Source organism: Streptococcus australis ATCC 700641, assembly GCF_000186465.1.
Classification (GTDB): Bacteria; Bacillota; Bacilli; order Lactobacillales; family Streptococcaceae; genus Streptococcus; species Streptococcus australis.
This window is the reverse complement of sequence record NZ_GL636091.1, coordinates 1,882,545-1,904,001: the sequence shown is the minus strand read 5'-3', so window position 1 is coordinate 1,904,001 and position 21,457 is coordinate 1,882,545. Positions and strand designations below refer to the sequence as shown.

The 21,457-nt window shown below is 40.9% G+C and carries 21 protein-coding genes and 1 riboswitch; of the genes, 20 read left to right on the top strand and 1 reads right to left on the bottom strand.

What is annotated here, in order from left to right:
- Nucleotides 1-59: 59 nt before the first annotated feature.
- The 7 genes from HMPREF9421_RS08915 to HMPREF9421_RS08885 all read left to right on the top strand — a co-directional run bounded on the left by HMPREF9421_RS08915 (nt 60) and on the right by HMPREF9421_RS08885 (nt 7,907).
- Complete coding sequence (locus HMPREF9421_RS08915) at nt 60-1,430, top strand: UDP-N-acetylmuramoyl-tripeptide--D-alanyl-D-alanine ligase (protein WP_006596692.1); 1,371 nt, start codon at nt 60-62, stop codon at nt 1,428-1,430.
- Nucleotides 1,420-2,031 carry an NUDIX hydrolase gene (locus HMPREF9421_RS08910; RefSeq protein WP_006596691.1) on the top strand — a complete coding sequence of 204 codons (612 nt, stop codon included), beginning with the start codon at nt 1,420-1,422 and terminating at the stop codon, nt 2,029-2,031. Before HMPREF9421_RS08915 ends, HMPREF9421_RS08910 begins: the two co-directional genes overlap by 11 nt.
- A 30-nt stretch (nt 2,032-2,061) precedes the next feature.
- A complete protein-coding gene (locus HMPREF9421_RS08905) occupies nt 2,062-2,763 on the top strand; it encodes a YwaF family protein (protein WP_006596941.1) in 702 nt (233 codons plus the stop codon).
- A 28-nt stretch (nt 2,764-2,791) separates the two neighbouring features.
- Nucleotides 2,792-3,481, top strand: coding sequence for a YwaF family protein (locus HMPREF9421_RS08900; RefSeq protein ID WP_006596689.1), 690 nt, complete (start codon nt 2,792-2,794; stop codon nt 3,479-3,481).
- A 12-nt stretch (nt 3,482-3,493) separates the two neighbouring features.
- On the top strand, nt 3,494-4,174 hold the full coding sequence (locus HMPREF9421_RS08895) for a YwaF family protein (RefSeq protein WP_006596688.1): 681 nt from the start codon (nt 3,494-3,496) through the stop codon (nt 4,172-4,174).
- Between the two features lie 60 nt (nt 4,175-4,234).
- Nucleotides 4,235-6,160 (top strand): DUF2207 domain-containing protein, encoded by a 1,926-nt coding sequence (locus tag HMPREF9421_RS08890; protein ID WP_006596687.1) that lies wholly within the window; start codon nt 4,235-4,237, stop codon nt 6,158-6,160.
- A gap of 202 nt (nt 6,161-6,362) precedes the next feature.
- Complete coding sequence (locus tag HMPREF9421_RS08885; protein ID WP_006596686.1) at nt 6,363-7,907, top strand: peptide chain release factor 3; 1,545 nt, start codon at nt 6,363-6,365, stop codon at nt 7,905-7,907.
- A gap of 494 nt (nt 7,908-8,401) precedes the next feature.
- On the opposite strand, the gene thiT is transcribed toward HMPREF9421_RS08885, so the two are convergent.
- Nucleotides 8,402-8,977, bottom strand: a complete 576-nt coding sequence (thiT, locus tag HMPREF9421_RS08880) for an energy-coupled thiamine transporter ThiT (protein ID WP_006596943.1) — start codon at nt 8,975-8,977, stop codon at nt 8,402-8,404.
- An 81-nt stretch (nt 8,978-9,058) separates the two neighbouring features.
- Nucleotides 9,059-9,183, bottom strand: a riboswitch (TPP riboswitch).
- A 101-nt stretch (nt 9,184-9,284) separates the two neighbouring features.
- Between thiT and HMPREF9421_RS08875 the strand changes: the two genes are divergently transcribed.
- From HMPREF9421_RS08875 to HMPREF9421_RS08815, 13 genes are all read left to right on the top strand, one after another.
- The gene (locus HMPREF9421_RS08875) at nt 9,285-9,665 is read left to right on the top strand and encodes a PH domain-containing protein (protein WP_006596927.1); all 381 of its coding nucleotides are present in this window, start codon (nt 9,285-9,287) and stop codon (nt 9,663-9,665) included.
- Nucleotides 9,666-9,746: 81 nt separating this feature from the next.
- Nucleotides 9,747-10,655: a magnesium transporter CorA family protein gene (locus HMPREF9421_RS08870; protein WP_006596683.1), complete on the top strand. Its 909-nt coding sequence runs from the start codon at nt 9,747-9,749 to the stop codon at nt 10,653-10,655.
- Nucleotides 10,656-11,347: 692 nt separating this feature from the next.
- Nucleotides 11,348-12,922, top strand: coding sequence for a degradosome RNA helicase CshA (gene cshA / locus HMPREF9421_RS08865; protein WP_006596682.1), 1,575 nt, complete (start codon nt 11,348-11,350; stop codon nt 12,920-12,922).
- A 325-nt stretch (nt 12,923-13,247) separates the two neighbouring features.
- A complete protein-coding gene (locus HMPREF9421_RS08860; RefSeq protein WP_006596681.1) occupies nt 13,248-13,994 on the top strand; it encodes a DeoR/GlpR family DNA-binding transcription regulator in 747 nt (248 codons plus the stop codon).
- Between the two features lie 205 nt (nt 13,995-14,199).
- Nucleotides 14,200-14,676, top strand: a complete 477-nt coding sequence (locus tag HMPREF9421_RS08855) for a PTS sugar transporter subunit IIA (protein WP_006596680.1) — start codon at nt 14,200-14,202, stop codon at nt 14,674-14,676.
- Between the two features lie 39 nt (nt 14,677-14,715).
- On the top strand, nt 14,716-15,021 hold the full coding sequence (locus HMPREF9421_RS08850) for a PTS sugar transporter subunit IIB (protein ID WP_006596935.1): 306 nt from the start codon (nt 14,716-14,718) through the stop codon (nt 15,019-15,021).
- A 96-nt stretch (nt 15,022-15,117) separates the two neighbouring features.
- On the top strand, nt 15,118-16,593 hold the full coding sequence (locus HMPREF9421_RS08845; RefSeq protein WP_006596678.1) for a PTS galactitol transporter subunit IIC: 1,476 nt from the start codon (nt 15,118-15,120) through the stop codon (nt 16,591-16,593).
- A gap of 103 nt (nt 16,594-16,696) precedes the next feature.
- Nucleotides 16,697-17,581, top strand: a complete 885-nt coding sequence (locus HMPREF9421_RS08840) for an aldose 1-epimerase family protein (protein ID WP_006596677.1) — start codon at nt 16,697-16,699, stop codon at nt 17,579-17,581.
- Nucleotides 17,582-17,650: 69 nt separating this feature from the next.
- Complete coding sequence (gene lacA, locus HMPREF9421_RS08835; protein WP_006596676.1) at nt 17,651-18,076, top strand: galactose-6-phosphate isomerase subunit LacA; 426 nt, start codon at nt 17,651-17,653, stop codon at nt 18,074-18,076.
- A 16-nt stretch (nt 18,077-18,092) separates the two neighbouring features.
- On the top strand, nt 18,093-18,608 hold the full coding sequence (gene lacB / locus HMPREF9421_RS08830; protein ID WP_006596675.1) for a galactose-6-phosphate isomerase subunit LacB: 516 nt from the start codon (nt 18,093-18,095) through the stop codon (nt 18,606-18,608).
- 11 nt (nt 18,609-18,619) lie between these two features.
- Nucleotides 18,620-19,549 (top strand): tagatose-6-phosphate kinase, encoded by a 930-nt coding sequence (locus HMPREF9421_RS08825; RefSeq protein WP_006596674.1) that lies wholly within the window; start codon nt 18,620-18,622, stop codon nt 19,547-19,549.
- Between the two features lies 1 nt (nt 19,550).
- Nucleotides 19,551-20,531 (top strand): tagatose-bisphosphate aldolase, encoded by a 981-nt coding sequence (gene lacD / locus HMPREF9421_RS08820; protein WP_006596673.1) that lies wholly within the window; start codon nt 19,551-19,553, stop codon nt 20,529-20,531.
- 249 nt (nt 20,532-20,780) lie between these two features.
- A complete protein-coding gene (locus tag HMPREF9421_RS08815) occupies nt 20,781-21,419 on the top strand; it encodes a GNAT family N-acetyltransferase (protein WP_006596672.1) in 639 nt (212 codons plus the stop codon).
- Nucleotides 21,420-21,457 lie beyond the last annotated feature (38 nt).

The following is a 21,457-nucleotide window of genomic DNA, read 5'->3' as shown; positions in this document are numbered from 1 at the left end:
AAGTCAACTCATAGAGGAGTCGCTTTTCTTCCTGCTCCCACTTTTTAGAGGAGAATACCATGAATGTAACCTTGCACGAAGTGGCTCGTGTCCTGGCTGTTCGCAATGATATCAGTCAATTTGAAGATTTTGATTTACAGAAGCCAGAATTTGATAGTCGTCTTATTGGTAAGGGGGACCTCTTTGTCCCTCTCAAGGTGGCGCGTGATGGGCATGATTTTATTGAAACCGCCTTTGAAAACGGGGCTGTAGCGACCTTGTCTGAAAAAGAAGTAGAAGGCCACCCGTATTTGTTGGTAGATGATGTTCTAGGGGCCTTTCAAAAATTAGCACAATATGTTTTGGAGAAGAGTCAAGTAGATGTCTTGGCGGTCACCGGTTCAAACGGTAAGACAACGACCAAAGATATGTTGGCTCAATTATTATCTACTACTTATAAAACCTATAAAACACAAGGGAACTACAATAACGAGATTGGCCTTCCTTACACGGTTCTCCATATGCCAGAAGGAACAGAGAAACTTGTCCTTGAAATGGGACAGGACCATCTGGGAGATATCCATCTCCTCTCAGAAATTGCCCATCCAAAAGCAGCAATCGTGACCCTCATTGGGGAAGCTCACCTGGAGTTTTTCAAAGATCGCACAGAAATCGCTAAAGGGAAATTGCAAATTGCGGACGGGATGCCAGCTGGTGGCTTGCTTCTAGTACCGGCCGATCCGATTGTAGAGGATTTTTTACCCAACCAACAAGAGCTTGTGCGCTTTGGTGAAGGAGCAGACATCCGCATTACCAAGTTGGACGAGCGCAAGGACAGCCTGACCTTTGAAGCGAATTTTTTAGAAGAAGCCATTGACCTGCCTGTAACAGGCAAATACAATGCGACCAATGCCATGATCGCTTCCTATGTTGCCTTAAAAGAAGGGGTGAGCGAAGAGGCTATCCGTGCAAGCTTTAAAGGCCTAGAGCTTACTAAGAACCGCACAGAATGGAAGAAGGCAGGTAATGGAGCGGATATCCTATCCGACGTCTACAATGCCAACCCAACTGCCATGCGCCTGATTTTAGAAACCTTCTCAACCATTCCTGCCAATCCAAATGGTCGCAAGCTAGCGGTCTTGGCAGATATGAAAGAGCTAGGGGAGCAATCCATTGATCTGCACAACCAAATGATTCTCAGCCTGTCACCGGATGTCTTGGATACAGTGATTTTCTACGGTCAAGACATTGCGGGCTTGGCTCAATTAGCGAGCCAGATGTTCCCACTCGGACATGTCTATTATTTCAAAAAGACCGCTGAGGAAGATCAATTTGAGGACCTGGTCAAACAAGTCAAGGAAAGCTTAAAAGAGCAGGACCAAATCCTCATCAAGGGAAGTAATTCCATGAATCTAGCCAAATTGGTAGAGGAGTTGGAGAATGGCGAGTAATAATGTACTAAAGAACATTCAGCGCTTGATTTCAATCACCAATACAGGCTTAGCGTTCTCAAAAGATCCATTTGATCAAGAGCGCTATCAGGATATTCGTGCCATTTTACAGGATCTTGTCAGAGAAGCGACTGATTTGAATCCACAAGAATTATCGGATTTGTTTAGACCGACAGACCATTACGACACTCCCTTGATTGATGTTAGGGCATGGATTGTCAAAGATGGAAAACTTTGTCTGGTGAAAGGTCAGGGAGAAGAGACCTGGGCCTTGCCGGGTGGCTTTGGTGAGGTTGGCTATTCTCCGACGGAAAACATTTTAAAGGAAATCCAAGAAGAAACGGGCTATTCTGCGCGTGTAATCAGATTGTTGGCAGTATTTGATACCAATCGCTACCAATTGCAAAGTCGCCAATATGTGAAATTGGTATTTGAATGTGAATTATTAGATGGAAATTTTGAAAAGAACCAGGAAATTTCCGACCTTGCCTTTTTTGAGAGAGAAAAAATGCCTGCTCTTTCTACCAAGCGCAATACAGAAGAACAATTGAACTTCCTTTGGGAGGTCTATGATGGGAAACGAGATTTGTATTGTGATTAAAAACGATCTATAAATTAAAGGAATATGAAAATGACACTTTGGGATTTATTGTTTACGAACCAAAAATCAGCCCCGCCTGAATTTGGGCTCTGGTATTTCATTCTGCCAGCTTCTTTGTTGGTGGTTGGCTACTTTTCCATCAGATTTGCGCAGTCCAAAAGCTACCAACGCTTTTGGTATTGGGCACAGTTGATCCAAGTCTTGACCATCAATGCTTGGTATATTCTTGCCCACATGCCTTTGACGGATAATTTGCCTTTCTATCATTGCCGCTTGGCCATGCTGGTGATTCTCTTTGCCCCTAAAGGGACCTATATCAAGCAATATTTTGCTCTTTTGGGAGTTTTGGGATCGATTGCGGCCTTGGTGTATCCAGCCTTTGATCCCTTCCCATTCCCTCATATCACTGTGTTGAATCTGATTTTTAGTCACTGGGCCTTGCTTGCTAATAGTTTGATTTACCTGCAGGATCATTATCAATCTGAAAAACAAGACGGTTTGAGAATTTTCAAGATCACCTTTGGCATGAATGCTTTGATTTTCTTGGTCAACCTTTTGACGAAAGGGGATTATGGCTTCTTACGGCGTCCACCAATCATTGGGGACCACGGTGCACTTTTGAACTACCTTTTGGTTAGCTTTGTGATGGTAGCTGGAATTTTCTTGGTCAACCAACGGTATAAGTACAAATACAAGATGGTTGAAGAGACTGTTATTTCCCGATCAGAATAGAAAATAGATGTGAAGGGGGAAGGAAGACATGACGCTTTGGGATTTGTTTTTTACCAGTCAACCAACAGCCCCTCCTCAATTGGGGGCTTGGTATTTCTTGTTGCCGACCTCATTGGTAGTGGTGGTCCTTCTATCTATTCGATTTGCCTCTTCCAAAGGCTATCAAACCTTTTGGTATTGGGGTCAATTGATCCAGTTGCTGATGATCAACGTTTGGTATATTGCAGCACATTTGCCTTTTTCAGAGAGCCTGCCCTTCTATCATAGTCGGATGGCCATGTGGATTATTCTCTTGGCTCCCAAGGGAAGCTTCAAGCAATATTTTGCTCTTGTTGGCGTCTTTGGCTCCATCATGGCCTTGGTTCATCCTGTCTTTTATCCCTATCCTTTTCCTCATGTATCCTCAATCAACAATGTTTTTGGCCACTGGGCCCTCTTGGCCAATTGCTTGATTTATCTGGTTCAATCCTACCAGGTGGAAGAAAGAGATGCTTGGAAAATCTGTCAGATGACTTTTGGGGTCAATGCTATTATTCAGCTGGCTAATCTCGTAACGGGTGGAAATTACGGATTTATGCGTCGTCCTCCTGTAATTGGCAATCATGGGCTCGTGCTCAACTATTTGATCGTGACGATCCTGATGACAGGAACCCTTATCCTGATCAATGCTATCGTTAAGTCCAGTAAGAAAAGAAAAAGAACATCTGAATCCATTTAATAAGGAGATCCTATGCATCATTTTTTTACAACTGAATCCACTGCACCACCTGTTATCCCGCTCCTTTGGTATGGGGTCATGGTTCTTTTAATTGTAATGGCAGTTTGGGCTTCATTACGTTACTATCAAAATGAACAATTTCGGAAGATCTTTCGAAACTTACAAATTTTCCAATTGATCTGTCTCTATATCTGGTATTTTGCTTTTCAGCTTCCCTGGTCCAATAGTTTACCCTTGTACCATTGTCGTTTGGCCATGTTTGCTGTCTTGCTGTTGCCAGACCGATGGAAGAGCAAGCAGTTTTTTGCCTTGATGGGAGTGAGTGGAGCGATCTTTGCCTTGGGCTATCCAGTCTTTGATCCCTACACCTTCCCTCATATTACAAGCTTTTCTTTCCTCCTCGGGCATTACTGTCTCTTGGTCAATTCCTTGATTTATCTCTTGAGATGCTATGATTCGAGCCTCTTAAAAAATCGAGAGATTGTTCTTTATACCTTTGTCCTAGATCTGTTTCTAGTCGGCGTCAATCAAGTCACTGGAGGGAATTATGGACTCATGGCCCGGCCACCGATTATCAAAGGGGACAGCCTCTTGGTGAATTACGTCGTGGTCTCCAGTATCTTAGCAGCAGCCTTGCTTCTCTTTAATGTATTTTTCAGTCGTAGACTTGCTAGAGAAAGAGTTGTTCGATAAAAAGAAAAAGGAGGGTGGGACAATCAGTCTCAGCCTTCTTTTAGTTAATAGGAGTTTGAAATGAAGAGGTTTTTATTAGTCCTTGCTATCTTGTGTGGCTTATTTTGTACGGTTAGTCCGGCTCAGGCAGATGATGAAGTTCGTTATTCGATTGAGTCCTATGTGGGACACCTCCACTTGCGGGAAGATAACCAGGCGACATTCACACAAGAGATTAGCTATGTTTTTTCAACAGGCTACAATGGGCAGTATGTAACTTTAGGGAGTGTAGATCCCCTTCCCAAAGGATTCAAAATCCATGAAAATCCTCAAGTTGAAGCCTATGTGGATGGTGAAAAACGAGAGATCCGTGTAGAAGAATCGGATCTCGGGGATGGACGTCTATTAAAAATCTACAATTCAAGAATCGTTGGGGGCAAAGTTACCATCAAGGTCGTATGGAAGATTGATCATATTCTAGAATTGTATTCCGATATAGCCGAGCTCAATTGGTTCCCTATTTCAGATGGGGATGAGGACATCGCGAAATTAGATTTTTATGTGGATGGCTTGGATGTCAATGAGGGAGAGTTGTATGCTCATACCGGTTATTTTAATCCACCAGCCCAGATTGAACGGACTGCGACTGGCTATCACATTCAGTTAAGGAACTTCCCAAAGAATGGAAAATTGGAACTCCACGCCTATTGGCCCATGACAGAAGCTCTGCGTCGAGGCCAATCTAATGAGATTAAAAAGGAAAAGGGAAAGGATACATTTCTAAAAAAAGAAAAATCCATTCAACAAAAAACAGTCATCTACAAGACACTATTTCTCAGAGTCATTCCAATTGTATCCATTCTTTTATTTGTCCTAGCTTTCATTCCCTGGATCCGCTATATGATCAGTACCAGAACTCGTCGGATTTCAAAAGGTGTACGATTATACGAACCACCACAGAATTTGCCACCCTTTGTCCTAGCGAAGGCTTTGTATCAACTTGATTTTGAACAGATGGTGATATATAGAGAGAAAGGACCATTAACAGTTAACCATCTCATACAAGCAAGCATTTTGGATCTCATTGATCGTGGAAATCTTCGTTTGACTAGAGATAACAATGGGGGAACCTTGACCTGTCTTCACCATGAAGGCTTGGCTGATTTTGAATTACAGTTTATTGACATGCTTTTTAATCAAGAAACTGAAATCAGGATTAGCGAGGTATTCTCAAAGTATAAAATTAATCAGGCAGCCCTTAAAAAGGATTTTCGAGCTGCAACATCAGACACACAAAGAGACCGTATTCGAAAGGTCGGAAGTGATGTTCGATCGCTTTTACAAAAGGATGCCCAGCAATTGTCAAAAGGTGTAGAAAAGGAAATTGCGAAATTAGGTCTGCCCTCTTATTTTAGAGACTTATCTGAGACGGAAGCAGCTTTTTCAAAAACAGGCTGTGCCTTACACTTTTGGCTCTTACTGATCTTAGTTGTGAGCATGTGTTTCTTATCTTTTGGATTTGGTTCACACCTCTCTTCATACTATTTTTGGATCATTTTATGTCTGGTTTTGTTATTGATTCCATTTTATATTGTTGTGAAACGTCGCGAAGATCATCTACAATCCTTGGAGAACTTGGATTCACAATTCCAATGGATGGCCTTTCGAAATATGATTGAAAGTATTCCAAATTTCAACCAAGCAGAACTTGAAAGTGTCGTCCTATGGAATCGTATCTTAGTCTACGCAACTATGTATGGTCAAGCTAAAAAAGTGAGTCAGGTACTCCAAAATCATCAGATTCCCTTGCCATATGAAGACTGGGATGCTCTTGTTTGGCTCACATCCTCTCCAAATTCCTTCCTAGATGGCTCTACCTTAATGAGCTATGCAGCTGATTCCTATAGTGTTTCAAACTTCTCTATTAACTCCTCAGATGGCAGTGGTGGCTTTGACGGCGGTGGTTTCTCTGATGGAGGTGGTGGTGGAGGATTTGGGGCCTTCTAATAGCACTTGTTTCTTAATGAAGTCTGGGATGTAGAACAAATACAGTTCTCACTCAGGCTTTTTAATTTGTAAATACACTGATGATTGAAAAAAGGCTCTATTTCCGCTATAATAGGTTAGTTAAGGTAAAAGGAGAGAACCAATGTAGAAGGATCCTACTTACTAAAAAATATGCTTTTAAAAAATAACTGAGGATGAAAAAATGACAATAACTGACGAAATTAAAAAACGCCGTACCTTTGCCATTATCTCCCACCCGGATGCTGGTAAAACGACGATTACAGAGCAGTTGCTCTACTTTGGGGGAGAGATTCGGGAAGCTGGTACTGTAAAAGGAAAGAAAACAGGAAACTTTGCTAAGTCTGACTGGATGGATATCGAGAAGCAACGTGGGATTTCGGTAACCTCATCTGTGATGCAGTTTGACTACGATGGCAAACGGGTAAACATCCTAGACACTCCAGGGCACGAGGACTTCTCTGAAGATACTTATCGGACTTTGATGGCGGTGGATGCTGCGGTCATGGTAGTGGACTCTGCCAAGGGGATTGAGGCCCAAACCAAGAAATTGTTTGAGGTTGTCAAACACCGCGGGATTCCTGTCTTTACCTTTATGAACAAGCTGGACCGTGACGGTCGTGAACCACTGGACCTCTTGCAAGAATTGGAAGAAGTATTAGGAATTGCGAGTTACCCAATGAACTGGCCGATTGGGATGGGGAAGGCCTTTGAAGGACTCTATGACCTCTATAACCAACGTTTGGAACTCTACAAAGGGGATGAACGCTTTGCTAGTCTAGAAGATGGAGACAAGCTCTTTGCCAACAACCCCTTCTATGAGCAAGTAAAAGATGATATCGAACTCTTGCAAGAAGCTGGAAATGACTTTTCAGAAGAAGCGATTTTAGCTGGTGAATTAACTCCTGTCTTCTTTGGTTCAGCTTTGACTAACTTTGGGGCGCAGACTTTCTTGGAAACCTTCCTCAAGTTTGCTCCGGAGCCACACGGCCACAAGAAGACAGATGGTGAAATTGTCGATCCTTATGACAAGGATTTCTCAGGATTTGTCTTTAAAATCCAGGCCAACATGGACCCTCGTCACCGTGACCGGATTGCCTTTGTCCGTATTGTATCGGGTGAATTTGAACGCGGGATGAGTGTTAACCTCCCTCGTACTGGTAAGGGTGCTAAGCTATCAAATGTCACTCAGTTTATGGCGGAGAGTCGTGAAAATGTGACCAATGCCGTAGCGGGAGATATCATCGGGGTATACGATACTGGTACTTATCAGGTTGGGGATACGCTGACTGTTGGAAAAAACAAGTTCGAATTTGAACCACTGCCAACCTTTACCCCTGAAATCTTCATGAAGGTATCTGCTAAGAATGTCATGAAGCAAAAATCCTTCCACAAGGGAATCGAGCAATTGGTGCAAGAAGGAGCCATCCAGCTTTATACCAACTACCAAACAGGTGAATACATGCTTGGAGCTGTTGGTCAATTGCAGTTTGAGGTCTTTAAACACCGAATGGAAAATGAGTACAATGCAGAAGTCGTTATGAGTCCAATGGGTAAAAAGACCGTTCGCTGGATCAAACCAGAAGACTTAGATGAGCGCATGTCTTCAAGTCGAAATATCTTGGCCAAAGACCGCTTTGACCAGCCTGTCTTCCTCTTTGAAAACGACTTTGCCCTCCGTTGGTTTGCGGACAAGTATCCAGATGTTGAACTAGAGGAAAAGATGTGATTCAGTAAGTCTACTTGATTGCAAAGCAATCTAAGTAGACTACGAGGCTGGGACAAAAGTCCTAGCCTCTCAATTGTCTTTGGATTATCGAGCAAGACGCAGTGGTTGAGTGGGCTCTACTACGCTGATTTTATCAGCTTTTACAGCCCTACTCAACTGTGCGGAGGTGGGACGACGAAATCGAATTCTAACGAATTACCGATTTCTGTCCCACTCTCTAACTGTCTTACTAACTTCGTTTGGCAAATAGGATCGATTTGCCAAACTCCGTGTCGTAATTCAGGAAATTTATTTGATTGTATAACAATCTAAGAACCTGTTTCCGCTATGCTGGTTTACCGAAACGCTTCACTAGAAAAAGTCCACGAATGGTATCGATTCTTGTACTTTTCCGTCGTAACAGTTAGAAAGCCGTCTAGCTAACAAGTCTCTTGGTTCACTTTGCTGAATAGAATATATAAATCGAAAAAAACCAGCTCAAGCGAGCTGGCTTTTTAATGTTCTGTAATAAGGAGTCTTCCCAAAAATTCTTGTAGGATAAAGAAGACAATCAAACTGGCAATAGTCTCGCCTAAGAAGGACGAGCTATTTACAATTAGAGAGTAGAGGTAGGCACTTTGGCCAGCTGGAGCATAGCTTCCCCAGAAGATAACACCTGCTATGTAGTGAATCAGGTAGCGTGCGAACCCTCCTAAGACGACTCCAACAGTAATAAAAGTGAGTGTCTGAACTCGTTTCTTATCTCTGATAGCCTTGTCAAGCGTAGGTTTGACAATTCCACTCAGTCCAATCAAGCTGAAGGCTACAAAGTATTCTAAGAAACCTTGGATTGGAGTCAACCAACCACCAGCTGCTTCCCCAGTTACGACTTGCAGCAACCCCCAGATGAATCCACCCATGGCACCAGCCTTAACGCCCCAGCGGAAACTGAGGAGAAAGATAGGAACCATCTTAAAAGATAGAGAAATCCAAGGACCTAAGGACATGGGTTGAGTAACCAAATCCAAAATATAAGCAATGGTCGCTAAAAGAGCAACCTCGATCATTGGTCGAATTGTAGTTTTCGACATAAAAAAACCTCCTATACCAATCGTTTTGATTGGCTCATTTGTTGCCACATCAAAACGTTGTCATAGAAGTTCTCTATTTCATTCTGTTTTGAGACACATCCCTACGCAGGTCCTAACCTGATCAGGTGGTAAGAGTTTAGGCCAGCAACGAACACCTCTGGTATCTAAGCTAGCCAATCTCAGCAATTGCTCCTCTTGTGACTCTTTCATTATACTATCAAAAAAACGTTCTCGCAACTTTTTAACTTGTAAAAAATATGGTATAGTTATTAAGATAGAAAATGCACAAGTTGTGGAGGAAAAAAACATGGGTATTTTTGCAGGTTTGATGGGCAATGCTTCTCAAAAAGACGTCGATAAGGTTGAAAAAGATTTAGGGGATATCCTGGTTCCAGGTGAGCAAGTAACTCTGGCTTTTAGTTTGATTCGTGACTTGATTGTCTTTACGGAGTACCGTCTGATTTTGGTGGACAAACAAGGAATGACAGGGAAGAAAACATCTTATAAATCTCTTCCCTATCGTTCTATTTCGCGTTTTTCAGTAGAAACATCTGGTCATTTTGATTTGGACGCAGAATTAAAAATTTGGGTTTCTTCAGCTGTAGAGCCGTCAGAAACACTTCAATTTAAGAGTGATAATAGTGTTATCGAGATCCAGCAGGCCTTGGCAGCAGCTGTATTGCGTTGATCAGTGAATGAGGACAGGACTCATCTAGCGATTTCGGGTGATCGGTAGGAGTACTGGTAGATAAGGTAAAGAGGAAACGAAATGTTCGTTGAAAAAAAGTTAGGGGATGGCCGGAGTTGGATTAATATTGATTCTGACTTGATTGCAGAAACCTCCCAGTTGTACCAAAAGTATGGTATTGATCAAGAAACCATTGAATATGCATTGGATAAAAATGAACGTGCCCACATGGATTACAACCGTGAAAATGGAACTGTGACTTTTATCTATAATGTATTGGATATGGAAAAGGAAAAGGAATATTACGAAACCATTCCGATGACTTTCATTGTCCAGGGGCCACGTCTTGTAACTATTAGTAACCGAGACAACGCCTATATTATTGCACAAATGGAACGCTATGTTGATGCTCATGAAAGTTTATCCACCTTTAAACTCTTGTTTGCGGGGCTTGAGATGATTAGTAATGCTTATTATCCGATTATTGAGCGTCTAGATAAGCACAAGGATGAGATTACTCGTCTCTTACGAAAAACGACAACTAGTAAGAACCTTTATGCTCTTTCTGACGTGGAAACAGGTATGGTCTATCTAGCATCCGCTGCCAAGCAAAATCGCATGCTTCTGGAACATATCAAGGCTCACCTAATCTACCGCCAATTTGATGATGTGGAAAAAGAACAATTTGATGATGCCATGATTGAGGCCAGACAGTTGGTATATATGACGGAGTTGAACTCTCAGGTCTTGCAGCAATTGTCTAGCTCTTACAATAACATCCTAAATAACAATTTGAATGATAATTTGACCACCTTGACCATCTTAGAAGCTCTGTTAGCGGTCTTAGCAGTTGTCACTGGTTTCTTTGGAATGAATGTTCCATTGCCGTTTACAAATGATCCCAATGCCTGGATTTATATTTCGGTCGCTAGCTTCGTCTTGTGGTTGATGTTATCACGAATCTTGCGCTGGATTGCCCATAAACGATAAAAAAAGAGAGGTAGGGAAGAAATTCCTTACCTCTTTCGTATCTTGGCTATTTCAGAAAATCCTTCATTTTTAACTCTGCCTCCCCTAAGAAGAAGAGGCAGTTTTGATACAAGTGATCGACTGTACAAAATCTTCTTGGAAATAGTAGGAGTAGATTTAAAAGTACTGAGTGGATTATAAACAATTTATAATTGGATTGAATCGTTGAATCAGTTAAATGAATGAAGCATTTTAATGATACTGAAATAACCTAGATACTAGAATCATTATACATATTTTCATATTAAAAATCAAGGAAACAATCCCAAAATAAAAGGGGATTTATTGTGAGTGAAAATTTTTAGAAAGCCTATTGTAACGCTGTTTTTATGAGGTGATTCAAAGTAAAGAAGAGACTTCACAGTCTTTTATATTATCGCAAATTTAAAAAATAAATTATACTAATTATCCAAAGGTGGAAAGAGCTTTTTTGAAAGGGGTTACGAAATAAAAACCTTTTAACCTGTTTCGTTTTACTATCTTTTAACCCTAGTCTATGGTATACTAGATAGGTTGCAAAGAAAGCAGTACTTTTCTTTAGTGGAAAAGAAGCAACACGGTCTTTCATAAAAACTGAAAGTACGTCATGACAAGAAAAGTATAAACTAAGCGCTATAGGATGGCTTCGCACCATCTTTAGAAAGAAGAATAACGTGAAATTTAATGAATTTAATCTTTCTGCTGATTTGTTAGCAGAAATTGAAAAAGCAGGATTTGTAGAAGCAAGTCCTATCCAAGAGCAAACCATTCCTTTGGCTCTTGAGGGAAAAGATGTTATCGGTCAAGCACAGACTGGTACAGGGAAAACTGCAGCCTTTGGCTTGCCAACCCTTGAAAAAATTCGTACAGAAGAAGCAACTATCCAAGCTTTGGTGATTGCCCCAACTCGTGAACTGGCTGTTCAAAGTCAGGAAGAACTCTTCCGCTTTGGTAGAAGCAAGGGTGTGAAAGTCCGTTCAGTATACGGTGGTTCAAGTATTGAAAAACAAATCAAGGCTCTTAAATCAGGTGCTCACATCGTTGTAGGAACACCAGGACGACTTCTTGACCTCATTAAACGCAAGGCTTTGAAATTACATGATATTGAAACCTTGATTTTAGATGAAGCAGATGAAATGCTGAACATGGGATTCCTTGAAGATATTGAAGATATCATCTCTCGTGTACCGGAAAATCGTCAAACCTTGCTCTTTTCAGCGACTATGCCAGATGCCATCAAACGTATTGGTGTTCAGTTCATGAAAGAGCCTGAGCATGTCAAGATTGCTGCTAAAGAATTAACAACAGAATTAGTAGACCAGTACTATATCCGTGTTAAAGAACAAGAAAAATTCGACACCATGACTCGTCTTATGGATGTTGATCAACCTGAGTTATCAATCGTTTTTGGTCGTACCAAACGTCGTGTGGATGAATTGACTCGTGGGCTGAAGATCCGTGGTTTCCGTGCAGAAGGTATCCATGGAGATTTGGACCAAAACAAACGTCTTCGTGTCCTTCGTGATTTTAAAAATGGCAACCTTGATGTCTTAGTTGCAACAGACGTGGCTGCTCGTGGATTGGATATTTCAGGTGTGACTCATGTCTACAATTACGATATTCCACAAGATCCTGAGAGTTATGTTCACCGTATTGGTCGTACAGGACGTGCAGGTAAGTCAGGTCAGTCTATTACTTTCGTTTCACCTAATGAAATGGGTTATCTCCAAATCATTGAGAACTTGACTAAGAAACGCATGAAAGGTCTCAAACCTGCAAGTGCAGAAGAAGCCTTCCAAGCTAAGAAGCAAGTAGCTCTTAAGAAAATTGAACGTGATTTTGCGAATGAGGAGATTCGTAGCAACTTTGAGAAGTTTGGCAAGGATGCTCGTCAATTGGCCTCAGAATTCAGCCCAGAAGACTTGGCCATGTATATTCTCAGCTTAACTGTCCAAGACCCAGATAGTCTTCCTGAGGTTGAGATTGCACGTGAAAAACCGTTACCATTTAAACCATCTGGTGGTGGTTTCGGTGGCAAAGGCAAGGGTGGTCGAGGAGGCCGTCGTGGTGACGACCGTAGAGACCGTGAACGCCGTGGCAATGGACGTCGTGATGACTATCGTAAAGGTGGACGTTCAAAGGATCGCTTTGATAAAGAGAAACGTTACCGTAAGGATAATAAAAAACCACGCAATACTTCAAGCGAGAAGAAAACAGGCTTTGTGATTCGGAACAAAGGAGATAAATAAAATATACAAGGGTAAACATATGTTTACCCTTGTATATTTATAAGGAGACCGAAATTCGTAAACAAAACGTTTGCTATCACTCTGTGGTAGCGCTATCAATTCTGTTAACATATTAAGAATACAACTTTTTATAAGTCCTGTCAACAGATTTGCTAAAAAAAATCTACTTTTTTTAAAAAGGTGAACAAAAAATAAATTTTTTCTACAAAAATGACCAACAAAATAAGTGATTAATATAGAAAAAATCGATAAAATGTTTGTTTCTTATTGAAAATGTTCACTATTATAGTATAATGAAAGCAGAAATAGGAAAGTAGGACGTCATATGAAAGAGAGTAGACATGTAGCAATCTTACAAGAGTTGGATAAAAATGAAGTGGTCTCTGTTAAGGATCTAAGCGATCTCCTGGGTGTAACCGATATGACAATTCGCCGGGATTTGATGGACTTAGAAGAACAAGGCTTGTTGGTACGTGTACATGGAGGGGCCCATCGAAAAATCAAGGATAGTCTAACAGAAGTCTCCCATACAGAAAAGAACATGTTGAACGTGGAAGAGAAAAGGGAGATTGCTCAAAAATGTGCGGCTTTGATTGATGAAGGTGATACAATTTTTATTGGAGCAGGGACCACTACAGATTTTATTGGCGATTATCTTGATGGAAAACATGTCAGTATTGTCACCAATTCCTTGCCTATTTTTGAAAAATTAAAAGATCAACCGAATTGTGATATCATTTTAGTTGGAGGACGCTATAGGGTCAAGACACAGACCTTTGTAGGACAGTTTGCAAATAAGCTCTTAAAGGAAATAAAAGTTTCGAAGGCCTTTATCGGGGTTAATGGGATCGACGGTCATACAGCAATGACCGCAAACGAAGAAGAAGGAAATGGCAATAAAATTATTCTTAACAATGCCATTGAAAAGTATGTAGTAGCAGATAACAGTAAGTTTGATAGCTATTCTTTCTATGCTTTTTACCGTCTAGATGATTTAGATGCGGTGATTACAGATCATTCTATCTCTAAAAAGGTGCGAGAAAAATACAATTCTTATACAAAAATTTTGTAAAGATTCCTAAAGAAAGAGCTAAAAGACCAGGATCAAGCAGATTCTGGCCTTTTTTCATATCCTTTAATGGGAGAGGGGTTGCAAATAAATCTATAAAAAATAAACAAAAAAGAACAAAAAATTACATATTGTAATTGACAGCGCATTCATATAGTGATATACTTATAGTGTAAATAAAAAAGGTAAAAGTGGAAGGGGTGAAAAGATGGGATTAAATCAACTGTTTAATCGGGAATTAGTCTTTTGCCTAGATGTTGCGAATCAAGAAGAATTGTTTGACCAGGTTGCAACTTTATTGGAAGAACGTCAGATTGTGACAGATTCTTATCGAGTTGCATTAAAAGAAAGAGAGGAATCGTTCCCTACAGGCTTAGATATGGAATTTCTAGGAAAGGATTTGCCGAATGTGGCCATTCCTCATACGGATATCATCCATAACCTGACAGAGAATATTGTAGTCGTTCGATTAAAAAATCCGGTAACCTTCCACAATATGATCGCACCTGATAAAGAAGTAGAAGTTTCGCTTTTATTCTTCATCATTAACAATTCTAGTTCTAGCCAAACAAACATTTTGGCGCACTTGATGGATTTCTTTACGACAAACGGAAATCTTGAAAACATGTCGAAGTTGGAAAATGAAGAAGACTTATATCGCTACATTACAGAAGCGATTGCTTAATAGTAACAAATAAATATATTTATAATGGAGGTCATTCAAATGATTAAAATTTTAGCTGCCTGTGGTGCAGGGGTTAACTCAAGCCACCAAATCAAAAGCGCTCTAGAAGAAGAGCTTTCAAACCGTGGATATGATGTACAATGTGATGCGGTAATGGTAAAAGATGTCAATGAAGACTTGATTAAAGGCTATGATATCTTCACGCCAATCGCCGCAACAGACCTTGGTTTTGACCCTGGTATTCCAGTAGTTGAAGCTGGTCCAATCTTGTTCCGTATTCCAGCTATGAGCGCTCCGGTATATGACAATATCGAAGCAACCATCAAAGAACATGGCTTAAGCTAATTTGTTCATCTGTATTTTGTAAGCGGTTCCTATGTCGGGAGTTGCTGATATTCATAATTTTGTAAAATATAAAAATATAAATCGGGAGGATTTATTATGAATGGCATTATCGATTTTGCCAATAAGTTTTTCAAACCCATTCTAGATATGGGTGCACCGATCATCATGTTGATCGTCTTGACTTTATTGGCACTTTTGTTTGGAGTGAAATTCTCCAAAGCGCTTGAAGGTGGTATTAAACTTGCCATCGCCCTTACTGGTATCGGTGCGATCATCGGTATGTTGAATGGAGCTTTCTCAGCGTCTCTTGCAAAATTCGTTGAGAACACTGGTATTCAATTGAATATCACAGACGTTGGTTGGGCACCACTTGCTACCATCACTTGGGGGTCTGCCTGGACACTTTACTTCTTGCTAGTTATGTTGGTTGTCAACATTGTCATGCTTGCAATGAAGAAAACAGATACACTTGATGTCGATATCTTTGATATCTGGCACTTGTCTATCACAGGTCTTTTGATTAAATGGTATGCTGATAAGAATGGTGTTAGCGCAGGAGTTTCCCTCTTCGTTGCAACTCTTGCGGTAGTCCTTGTAGGGATTATGAAGATCATCAACTCAGACTTGATGAAACCAACATTTGATGACTTGTTGAATGCACCTAGCTCTTCACCAATGACATCAACTCACATGAACTACATGATGAACCCAATCATCATGGTTTTGGATAAAATCTTTGACAAATTCTTCCCAGGTCTTGACAAATACGACTTTGACGCAGCTAAATTGAACAAGAAAATTGGTTTCTGGGGATCTAAATTCTTCATCGGTTTCCTTCTTGGTATCGTCATCGGTATCATGGGTACTCCACATCCAGTTGCTGGTGTTGAAGGTGCTGAAAAATGGGAACTTGTTATTAAAGGCTGGTTGTCACTTGGTTTGACTGCCGGTGTCTGCTTGGAATTGTTCTCATTGATCGGTTCTTGGTTCATCGCAGCGGTAGAACCATTGTCACAAGGTATTACAAACGTTGCTACTAAACGTCTTCAAGGACGTAAATTCAATATCGGTTTGGACTGGCCATTTATCGCTGGTCGTGCAGAAATCTGGGCTTGTGCCAACGTACTTGCACCAATCATGTTGATCGAAGCAGTGCTTCTTTCTAAAGTCGGAAATGGTATCTTGCCACTTGCAGGGATCATCGCTATGGGTGTGACTCCAGCCTTGTTGGTTGTAACACGTGGTAAATTGATCCGTATGATCGTATTTGGAACACTCTTGTTGCCACTCTTCCTTCTTTCAGGTACTCTTATCGCACCATTTGCGACAGTATTGGCGAAAAGTGTCCATGCCTTCCCAGAAGGAGTTGATAAAGCTCAATTGATCACTCACTCAACTCTTGAAGGACCAGTTGAAAAACTTCTTGGTTGGACTATTGGTAACGCAACTACAGGAGACATCAAAGCTATTGTTGGTGTTGTTGCCTTCTTAGCATTCTACGTTGGAATCTTTGCATGGTACAGAAAACAAATGATCAAACGTAACGAAGCATACGCAGCAAATGCAAAATAATCCGCTCCTAAATATGTAACTTGATAAAACTAGGGTATCAATTTTCCAGATATGGAGGGGTAGCCTAGTTTTTTCTCTAAAATAACATGCTAAGGAGTGAAATATGAGGATAGCTTTAAAAAATAATGATCTGGAAGTTTGTTTCAAGGAGTTAGGTGGTGAGCTGGCCTCTATCAAGGATCAGGATGGTATTGAGTATCTTTGGCAGGGTGATGCTCAGTATTGGAGTGGTCAAGCCCCAGTTCTCTTTCCTATCTGTGGTTCGGTTCGAAATGATACGACCTTGTATCGTCCTCAAGGTGTTGGGAAGATCCCTCGCCACGGGCTAGTTCGCAAGAAAAACTTTGAGCTGGTAGAGCAAACAGAAGATCGGGTGACTTTTGGGATAGAAGATACGGAAGAAACCTATCAGCAATATCCCTATCATTTCAGATTAGAAATTTCCTATCAATTGCTAGGTAAGAAGATTCAAGTTACCTATCGGGTTTACCATCTTGGTGATGAAGGAGTCATGCCGTTTTTTGTTGGTGGCCATCCAGGATTTAATTGTCCGTTAATGGCAGATGAAGGATTTGAAGATTACTACCTGGAATTCGAACAAGAAGAGACCTGTAGTATTCCAAAATCCTATCCGGAGACAGGCTTGTTAAACGTCTTTGATCGGACGCCTTTCTTACAGCAAGAAAAAATCTTGAATCTCAATTACGACCTCTTCCAAAAGGATGCCATTACCTTGGATTGTTTACAATCAAGAAGTGTGACACTCCGTTCTAGAAAGCACGAAAAGGGGATAAGTGTCCATTTTCCAGATTTTTCAAACTTGATTATCTGGACAACACCAAATAAAGGACCATTTATCGCTTTAGAACCTTGGTCTGGTTTATCCACTTCCCTTGAAGAGAGTGATTATCTAGAATATAAAAAACAAGTTCGACTCTTACCAGCAGGTCAAGTAGCAGAACTTGTATTTGAAATTGAAATTTTATAGAAAATAATGTTGTTGAATTTAGAACTTTCTATATTTGATTGAAAAATGAATGAATTGAAGGAGTATAATATGTCAGTTATTATTGGTGCGGATGCAGCAGGTATTCGCTTAAAAGAAGTAGTCAAAGAATATTTGGAATCAGAAGGTTTCCAAGTCGTGGACGTGACAGAAGAAGGGCAAGATTTTGTCGATGTGACCTTAGCTGTTGCAAAAGAAGTGAAACAAGCAGAAGATAATCTGGGTATTGTTATTGACGCTTACGGAGCTGGTCCATTTATGGTCGCAACTAAAATTAAAGGAATGGTTGCAGCAGAGGTTTCAGATGAGCGTTCCGCTTACATGACTCGTGGCCACAACAATTCTCGCATGATCACCATGGGGGCTCAAATCGTGGGTGATCAATTGGCCAAAAATATTGCCAAAGGTTTTGTAAACGGTAAGTATGACGGCGGTCGCCACCAAATCCGTGTCGATATGCTTAACAAGATGTGCTAAGGGGAGGAGTAAACGAATGAAAATTGCAATTGGATGTGACCATATTGTCACAAATGAAAAAATGGCTGTTTCTGAATTTTTGAAATCAAAAGGCTATGAAGTCCTTGACTTCGGAACCTATGACCATGCTCGGACCCACTATCCAATTTTTGGGAAGAAGGTTGGGGAAGCAGTAGTGAGTGGTCAAGCAGACCTTGGAGTATGTATTTGTGGAACTGGTGTTGGGATTAACAACGCGGTTAACAAGGTCCCTGGAATTCGTTCAGCTTTGGTCCGTGATATGACAACTGCACTTTATGCCAAAGAAGAACTCAATGCCAACGTCATTGGTTTTGGTGGGAAAGTAACTGGTGAGTTGCTCATGTGTGATATCATTGAAGCCTTCATTCATGCAGAATATAAACCAAGTGAAGAAAATAAGAAATTGATTGCCAAGATTCAACATTTAGAAACTCATAATGATCACCAAGAGGATGCAGATTTCTTTACAGAATTCCTTGAAAAATGGGACCGTGGTGAATACCACGACTAAGAGGTGAAGATATGATCTTAACTGTCACCTTGAATCCTTCCATTGATATTTCTTATCCCTTGGAAGAATTAAAGTTGGATACTGTGAATCGTGTGTCGGAAGTTTCTAAGACTGCTGGTGGGAAAGGATTAAATGTCACCCGTGTCTTAGCTGAGAGTGGTGAAACAGTTGGAGCAACAGGTTTTGTTGGGGGGACCAATGGTCAATTCATCAAGACCCATCTTCCACGAGATGTCCAATCCTTCTTCTATGATATTCTTGGAGATACACGGAACTGTATCGCTATCTTGCATGAAGGTAATCAAACAGAAATCTTAGAAGCGGGCCCAGAAATTATCCGGACAGAAGCTTTGGGATTCCTTCACCATTTTAAACTCCTCATGCCGACAGCAGATGTAATTGCTATTTCGGGAAGCCTTCCTACAGGTCTACCGGTGGACTATTATGCGAGCTTAATTGAGATTGCAGGAGAAGCAGGACGTAAGGTCGTACTTGATTCATCAGGAAAATCTTTAGAAGCGGTTCTTCACTCACCATTCAAACCAACGGTGATTAAACCCAATCGCGAAGAATTATCTCAACTCTTAGGACGGGATGTTTCAGCGGATTTTGAGGACTTAAAAGAAGTTTTGAAAGACCCACTGTTTGAAGGAATCGAATGGATTATCGTCTCCTTAGGTGGAGATGGTGCTTTTGCCAAACATGGTGATGTCTTCTATAAGGTGGACATTCCAAAAATTGAAGTCGTCAACCCAGTGGGATCTGGTGATTCAACCGTGGCTGGTATCTCTGCTGGTCTCAGTAGCGGGAAGAATGACGCGGCACTTTTGACCCATGCCATGGTCCTAGGGATGCTAAATGCCCAAGAAAAGATGACAGGGCATGTCAATATGGCCCACTATGATGATTTGTATCAACAGATAAATGTAAAAGAGGTATAAGATGGTATTAACAGAACAAAAACGCAACTATTTAGAAAAATTGAGCACCAAAGAGGGCGTAATCTCAGCCTTGGCCTTTGACCAACGCGGCGCTTTGAAACGCCTCATGGCTCAATATCAAGATACAGAACCAACAGTGGCTCAAATGGAAGAATTGAAGGTCTTGGTGGCTGAAGAATTGACGCCATTCGCATCTTCTATGCTCTTGGACCCTGAGTATGGACTTCCAGCGACTAAGGTTTTGGATGCGGAAGCAGGGCTCTTGTTGGCTTATGAAAAAACAGGCTACGACACTTCAAGCACCAAGCGTCTACCAGACTGCCTCAACCTTTGGTCAGCTAAACGCATCAAAGAACAAGGTGCAGATGCGGTGAAATTCTTGCTCTACTATGATGTGGATAGTGCAGATGAACTCAACCAAGAAAAACAAGCCTACATCGAACGCATCGGTTCAGAATGTATGGCAGAAGAAATTCCATTCTTCCTTGAAATCTTGGCTTACGATGAAACAATCGCTGATGCAGGTTCTGTCGAATATGCTAAAGTGAAACCTCGCAAAGTCATCGAAGCGATGAAAGTCTTCTCAGACCCCCGCTTTAACATCGATGTTTTGAAGGTAGAAGTTCCTGTCAACGTCAAATACGTAGAAGGCTTTGGCGATGGGGAAATCGTTCATAGCCGTGAAGAAGCTGCAGCCTTCTTTAAAGAACAAGAAGCAGCAACCAACCTTCCATACATCTACTTGAGTGCAGGTGTTTCTGCTAAACTCTTCCAAGAAACCCTTGTCTTTGCGCATGAAGCAGGAGCGAACTTCAATGGAGTTCTTTGTGGCCGTGCAACTTGGGCTGGATCTGTAGAAGCCTACATCAAGAATGGGGAAGAAGCAGCTCGTGAATGGTTGCGTACCGAAGGTCGTCGCAACATTGAAGAGCTCAACCAAGTCTTGGACCAAGTCGCAACTTCTTGGAAAGAGCGTATTTAATTCCTTTGTTCCTAACGTATCAAATAGTCTTTCTAGAAACCTCTAGAAGGACTATTTTTGTTTGTATAAAGGAAGCATCTCGGACTATCATCAAAAATTGGTTCTCAATGTTCATAAATCTGATTAAGCTTTTTTTCACTATTCAAATGGCTTCTGATTTGTAAGGGGTTATGTGATAATTTCACTTTACAATCGAAAATCAGAGTGTTTTACAGTATAATAGTTTTATTAGAATGAAGGAGTTGGCGTATGGAAAGGATTGTATATAGAGAAGCGAGACTAGACGAGTACAAGATGATTGGAAAAGTCTGTGCTGATGCTTTTATGAATTATCCATTTTTAACCGTCATTAAAGAAGATTTAAAAAAGCCGGAATACTTTCCAGCATTTATTGAGCTACTGCATACCTTGTTAGTCAAGCTCTACATCAAAGGAGAAACTTGCTTAGTTGCTGAACGAGATGGAGAAATCATAGCAGTGGGACTCTTGCAACAAAAAGATTTCTCGATGATTTCTTATCTACTAAATGGAATTTTCAAGTTATTTCGATATATCACACCGTTGAATTTACTGAAATACCTAGATCTCGTAGAACGTTCAGAACAGCATTTGAAAAAATCCGGAAACTTCGACTGGTATTTAATGATGTTAGCTGTAAGCCCAACTGTTCAGGGCCAAGGGGTTGGTAGTCATTTTCTCCAAAACGGGATTGAACCTTATATTAAGGAAAAAGGATGTAAACGTTTGGGCTTGATTACGAGTACGGAACAAAATGTCTTTTTCTATGAAAAAAATGAATTCGTCTTATTAGATTCCATGGTGCTAGACTATGGAAACCAAAGCGTTGGAAATTGGGCTTTTTTAAAGACCCTTGATGACGAATCTTAGATGTTTTAAAAAAAGGAGCTCATGGGAGCTCCTTTTAG

Bases quoted from the DNA above. Each gene is read 5' to 3' on its own strand.
- HMPREF9421_RS08905 (WP_006596941.1), top strand. From the start codon at position 2,062: ATGACACTTTGGGATTTATTGTTTACGAACCAAAAATCAGCCCCGCCT.
- HMPREF9421_RS08855 (WP_006596680.1), top strand. From the start codon at position 14,200: ATGGGATTAAATCAACTGTTTAATCGGGAATTAGTCTTTTGCCTAGAT.
- HMPREF9421_RS08910 (WP_006596691.1), top strand. From the start codon at position 1,420: ATGGCGAGTAATAATGTACTAAAGAACATTCAGCGCTTGATTTCAATC.
- HMPREF9421_RS08840 (WP_006596677.1), top strand. From the start codon at position 16,697: ATGAGGATAGCTTTAAAAAATAATGATCTGGAAGTTTGTTTCAAGGAG.
- HMPREF9421_RS08870 (WP_006596683.1), top strand. From the start codon at position 9,747: ATGTTCGTTGAAAAAAAGTTAGGGGATGGCCGGAGTTGGATTAATATT.
- lacB (WP_006596675.1), top strand. From the start codon at position 18,093: ATGAAAATTGCAATTGGATGTGACCATATTGTCACAAATGAAAAAATG.
- lacA (WP_006596676.1), top strand. From the start codon at position 17,651: ATGTCAGTTATTATTGGTGCGGATGCAGCAGGTATTCGCTTAAAAGAA.
- HMPREF9421_RS08850 (WP_006596935.1), top strand. From the start codon at position 14,716: ATGATTAAAATTTTAGCTGCCTGTGGTGCAGGGGTTAACTCAAGCCAC.
- HMPREF9421_RS08890 (WP_006596687.1), top strand. From the start codon at position 4,235: ATGAAGAGGTTTTTATTAGTCCTTGCTATCTTGTGTGGCTTATTTTGT.
- HMPREF9421_RS08885 (WP_006596686.1), top strand. From the start codon at position 6,363: ATGACAATAACTGACGAAATTAAAAAACGCCGTACCTTTGCCATTATC.
- HMPREF9421_RS08915 (WP_006596692.1), top strand. From the start codon at position 60: ATGAATGTAACCTTGCACGAAGTGGCTCGTGTCCTGGCTGTTCGCAAT.
- lacD (WP_006596673.1), top strand. From the start codon at position 19,551: ATGGTATTAACAGAACAAAAACGCAACTATTTAGAAAAATTGAGCACC.
- HMPREF9421_RS08900 (WP_006596689.1), top strand. From the start codon at position 2,792: ATGACGCTTTGGGATTTGTTTTTTACCAGTCAACCAACAGCCCCTCCT.
- HMPREF9421_RS08895 (WP_006596688.1), top strand. From the start codon at position 3,494: ATGCATCATTTTTTTACAACTGAATCCACTGCACCACCTGTTATCCCG.
- HMPREF9421_RS08875 (WP_006596927.1), top strand. From the start codon at position 9,285: ATGGGTATTTTTGCAGGTTTGATGGGCAATGCTTCTCAAAAAGACGTC.
- HMPREF9421_RS08860 (WP_006596681.1), top strand. From the start codon at position 13,248: ATGAAAGAGAGTAGACATGTAGCAATCTTACAAGAGTTGGATAAAAAT.
- HMPREF9421_RS08845 (WP_006596678.1), top strand. From the start codon at position 15,118: ATGAATGGCATTATCGATTTTGCCAATAAGTTTTTCAAACCCATTCTA.
- HMPREF9421_RS08825 (WP_006596674.1), top strand. From the start codon at position 18,620: ATGATCTTAACTGTCACCTTGAATCCTTCCATTGATATTTCTTATCCC.
- HMPREF9421_RS08815 (WP_006596672.1), top strand. From the start codon at position 20,781: ATGGAAAGGATTGTATATAGAGAAGCGAGACTAGACGAGTACAAGATG.
- thiT (WP_006596943.1), bottom strand. From the start codon at position 8,977: ATGTCGAAAACTACAATTCGACCAATGATCGAGGTTGCTCTTTTAGCG.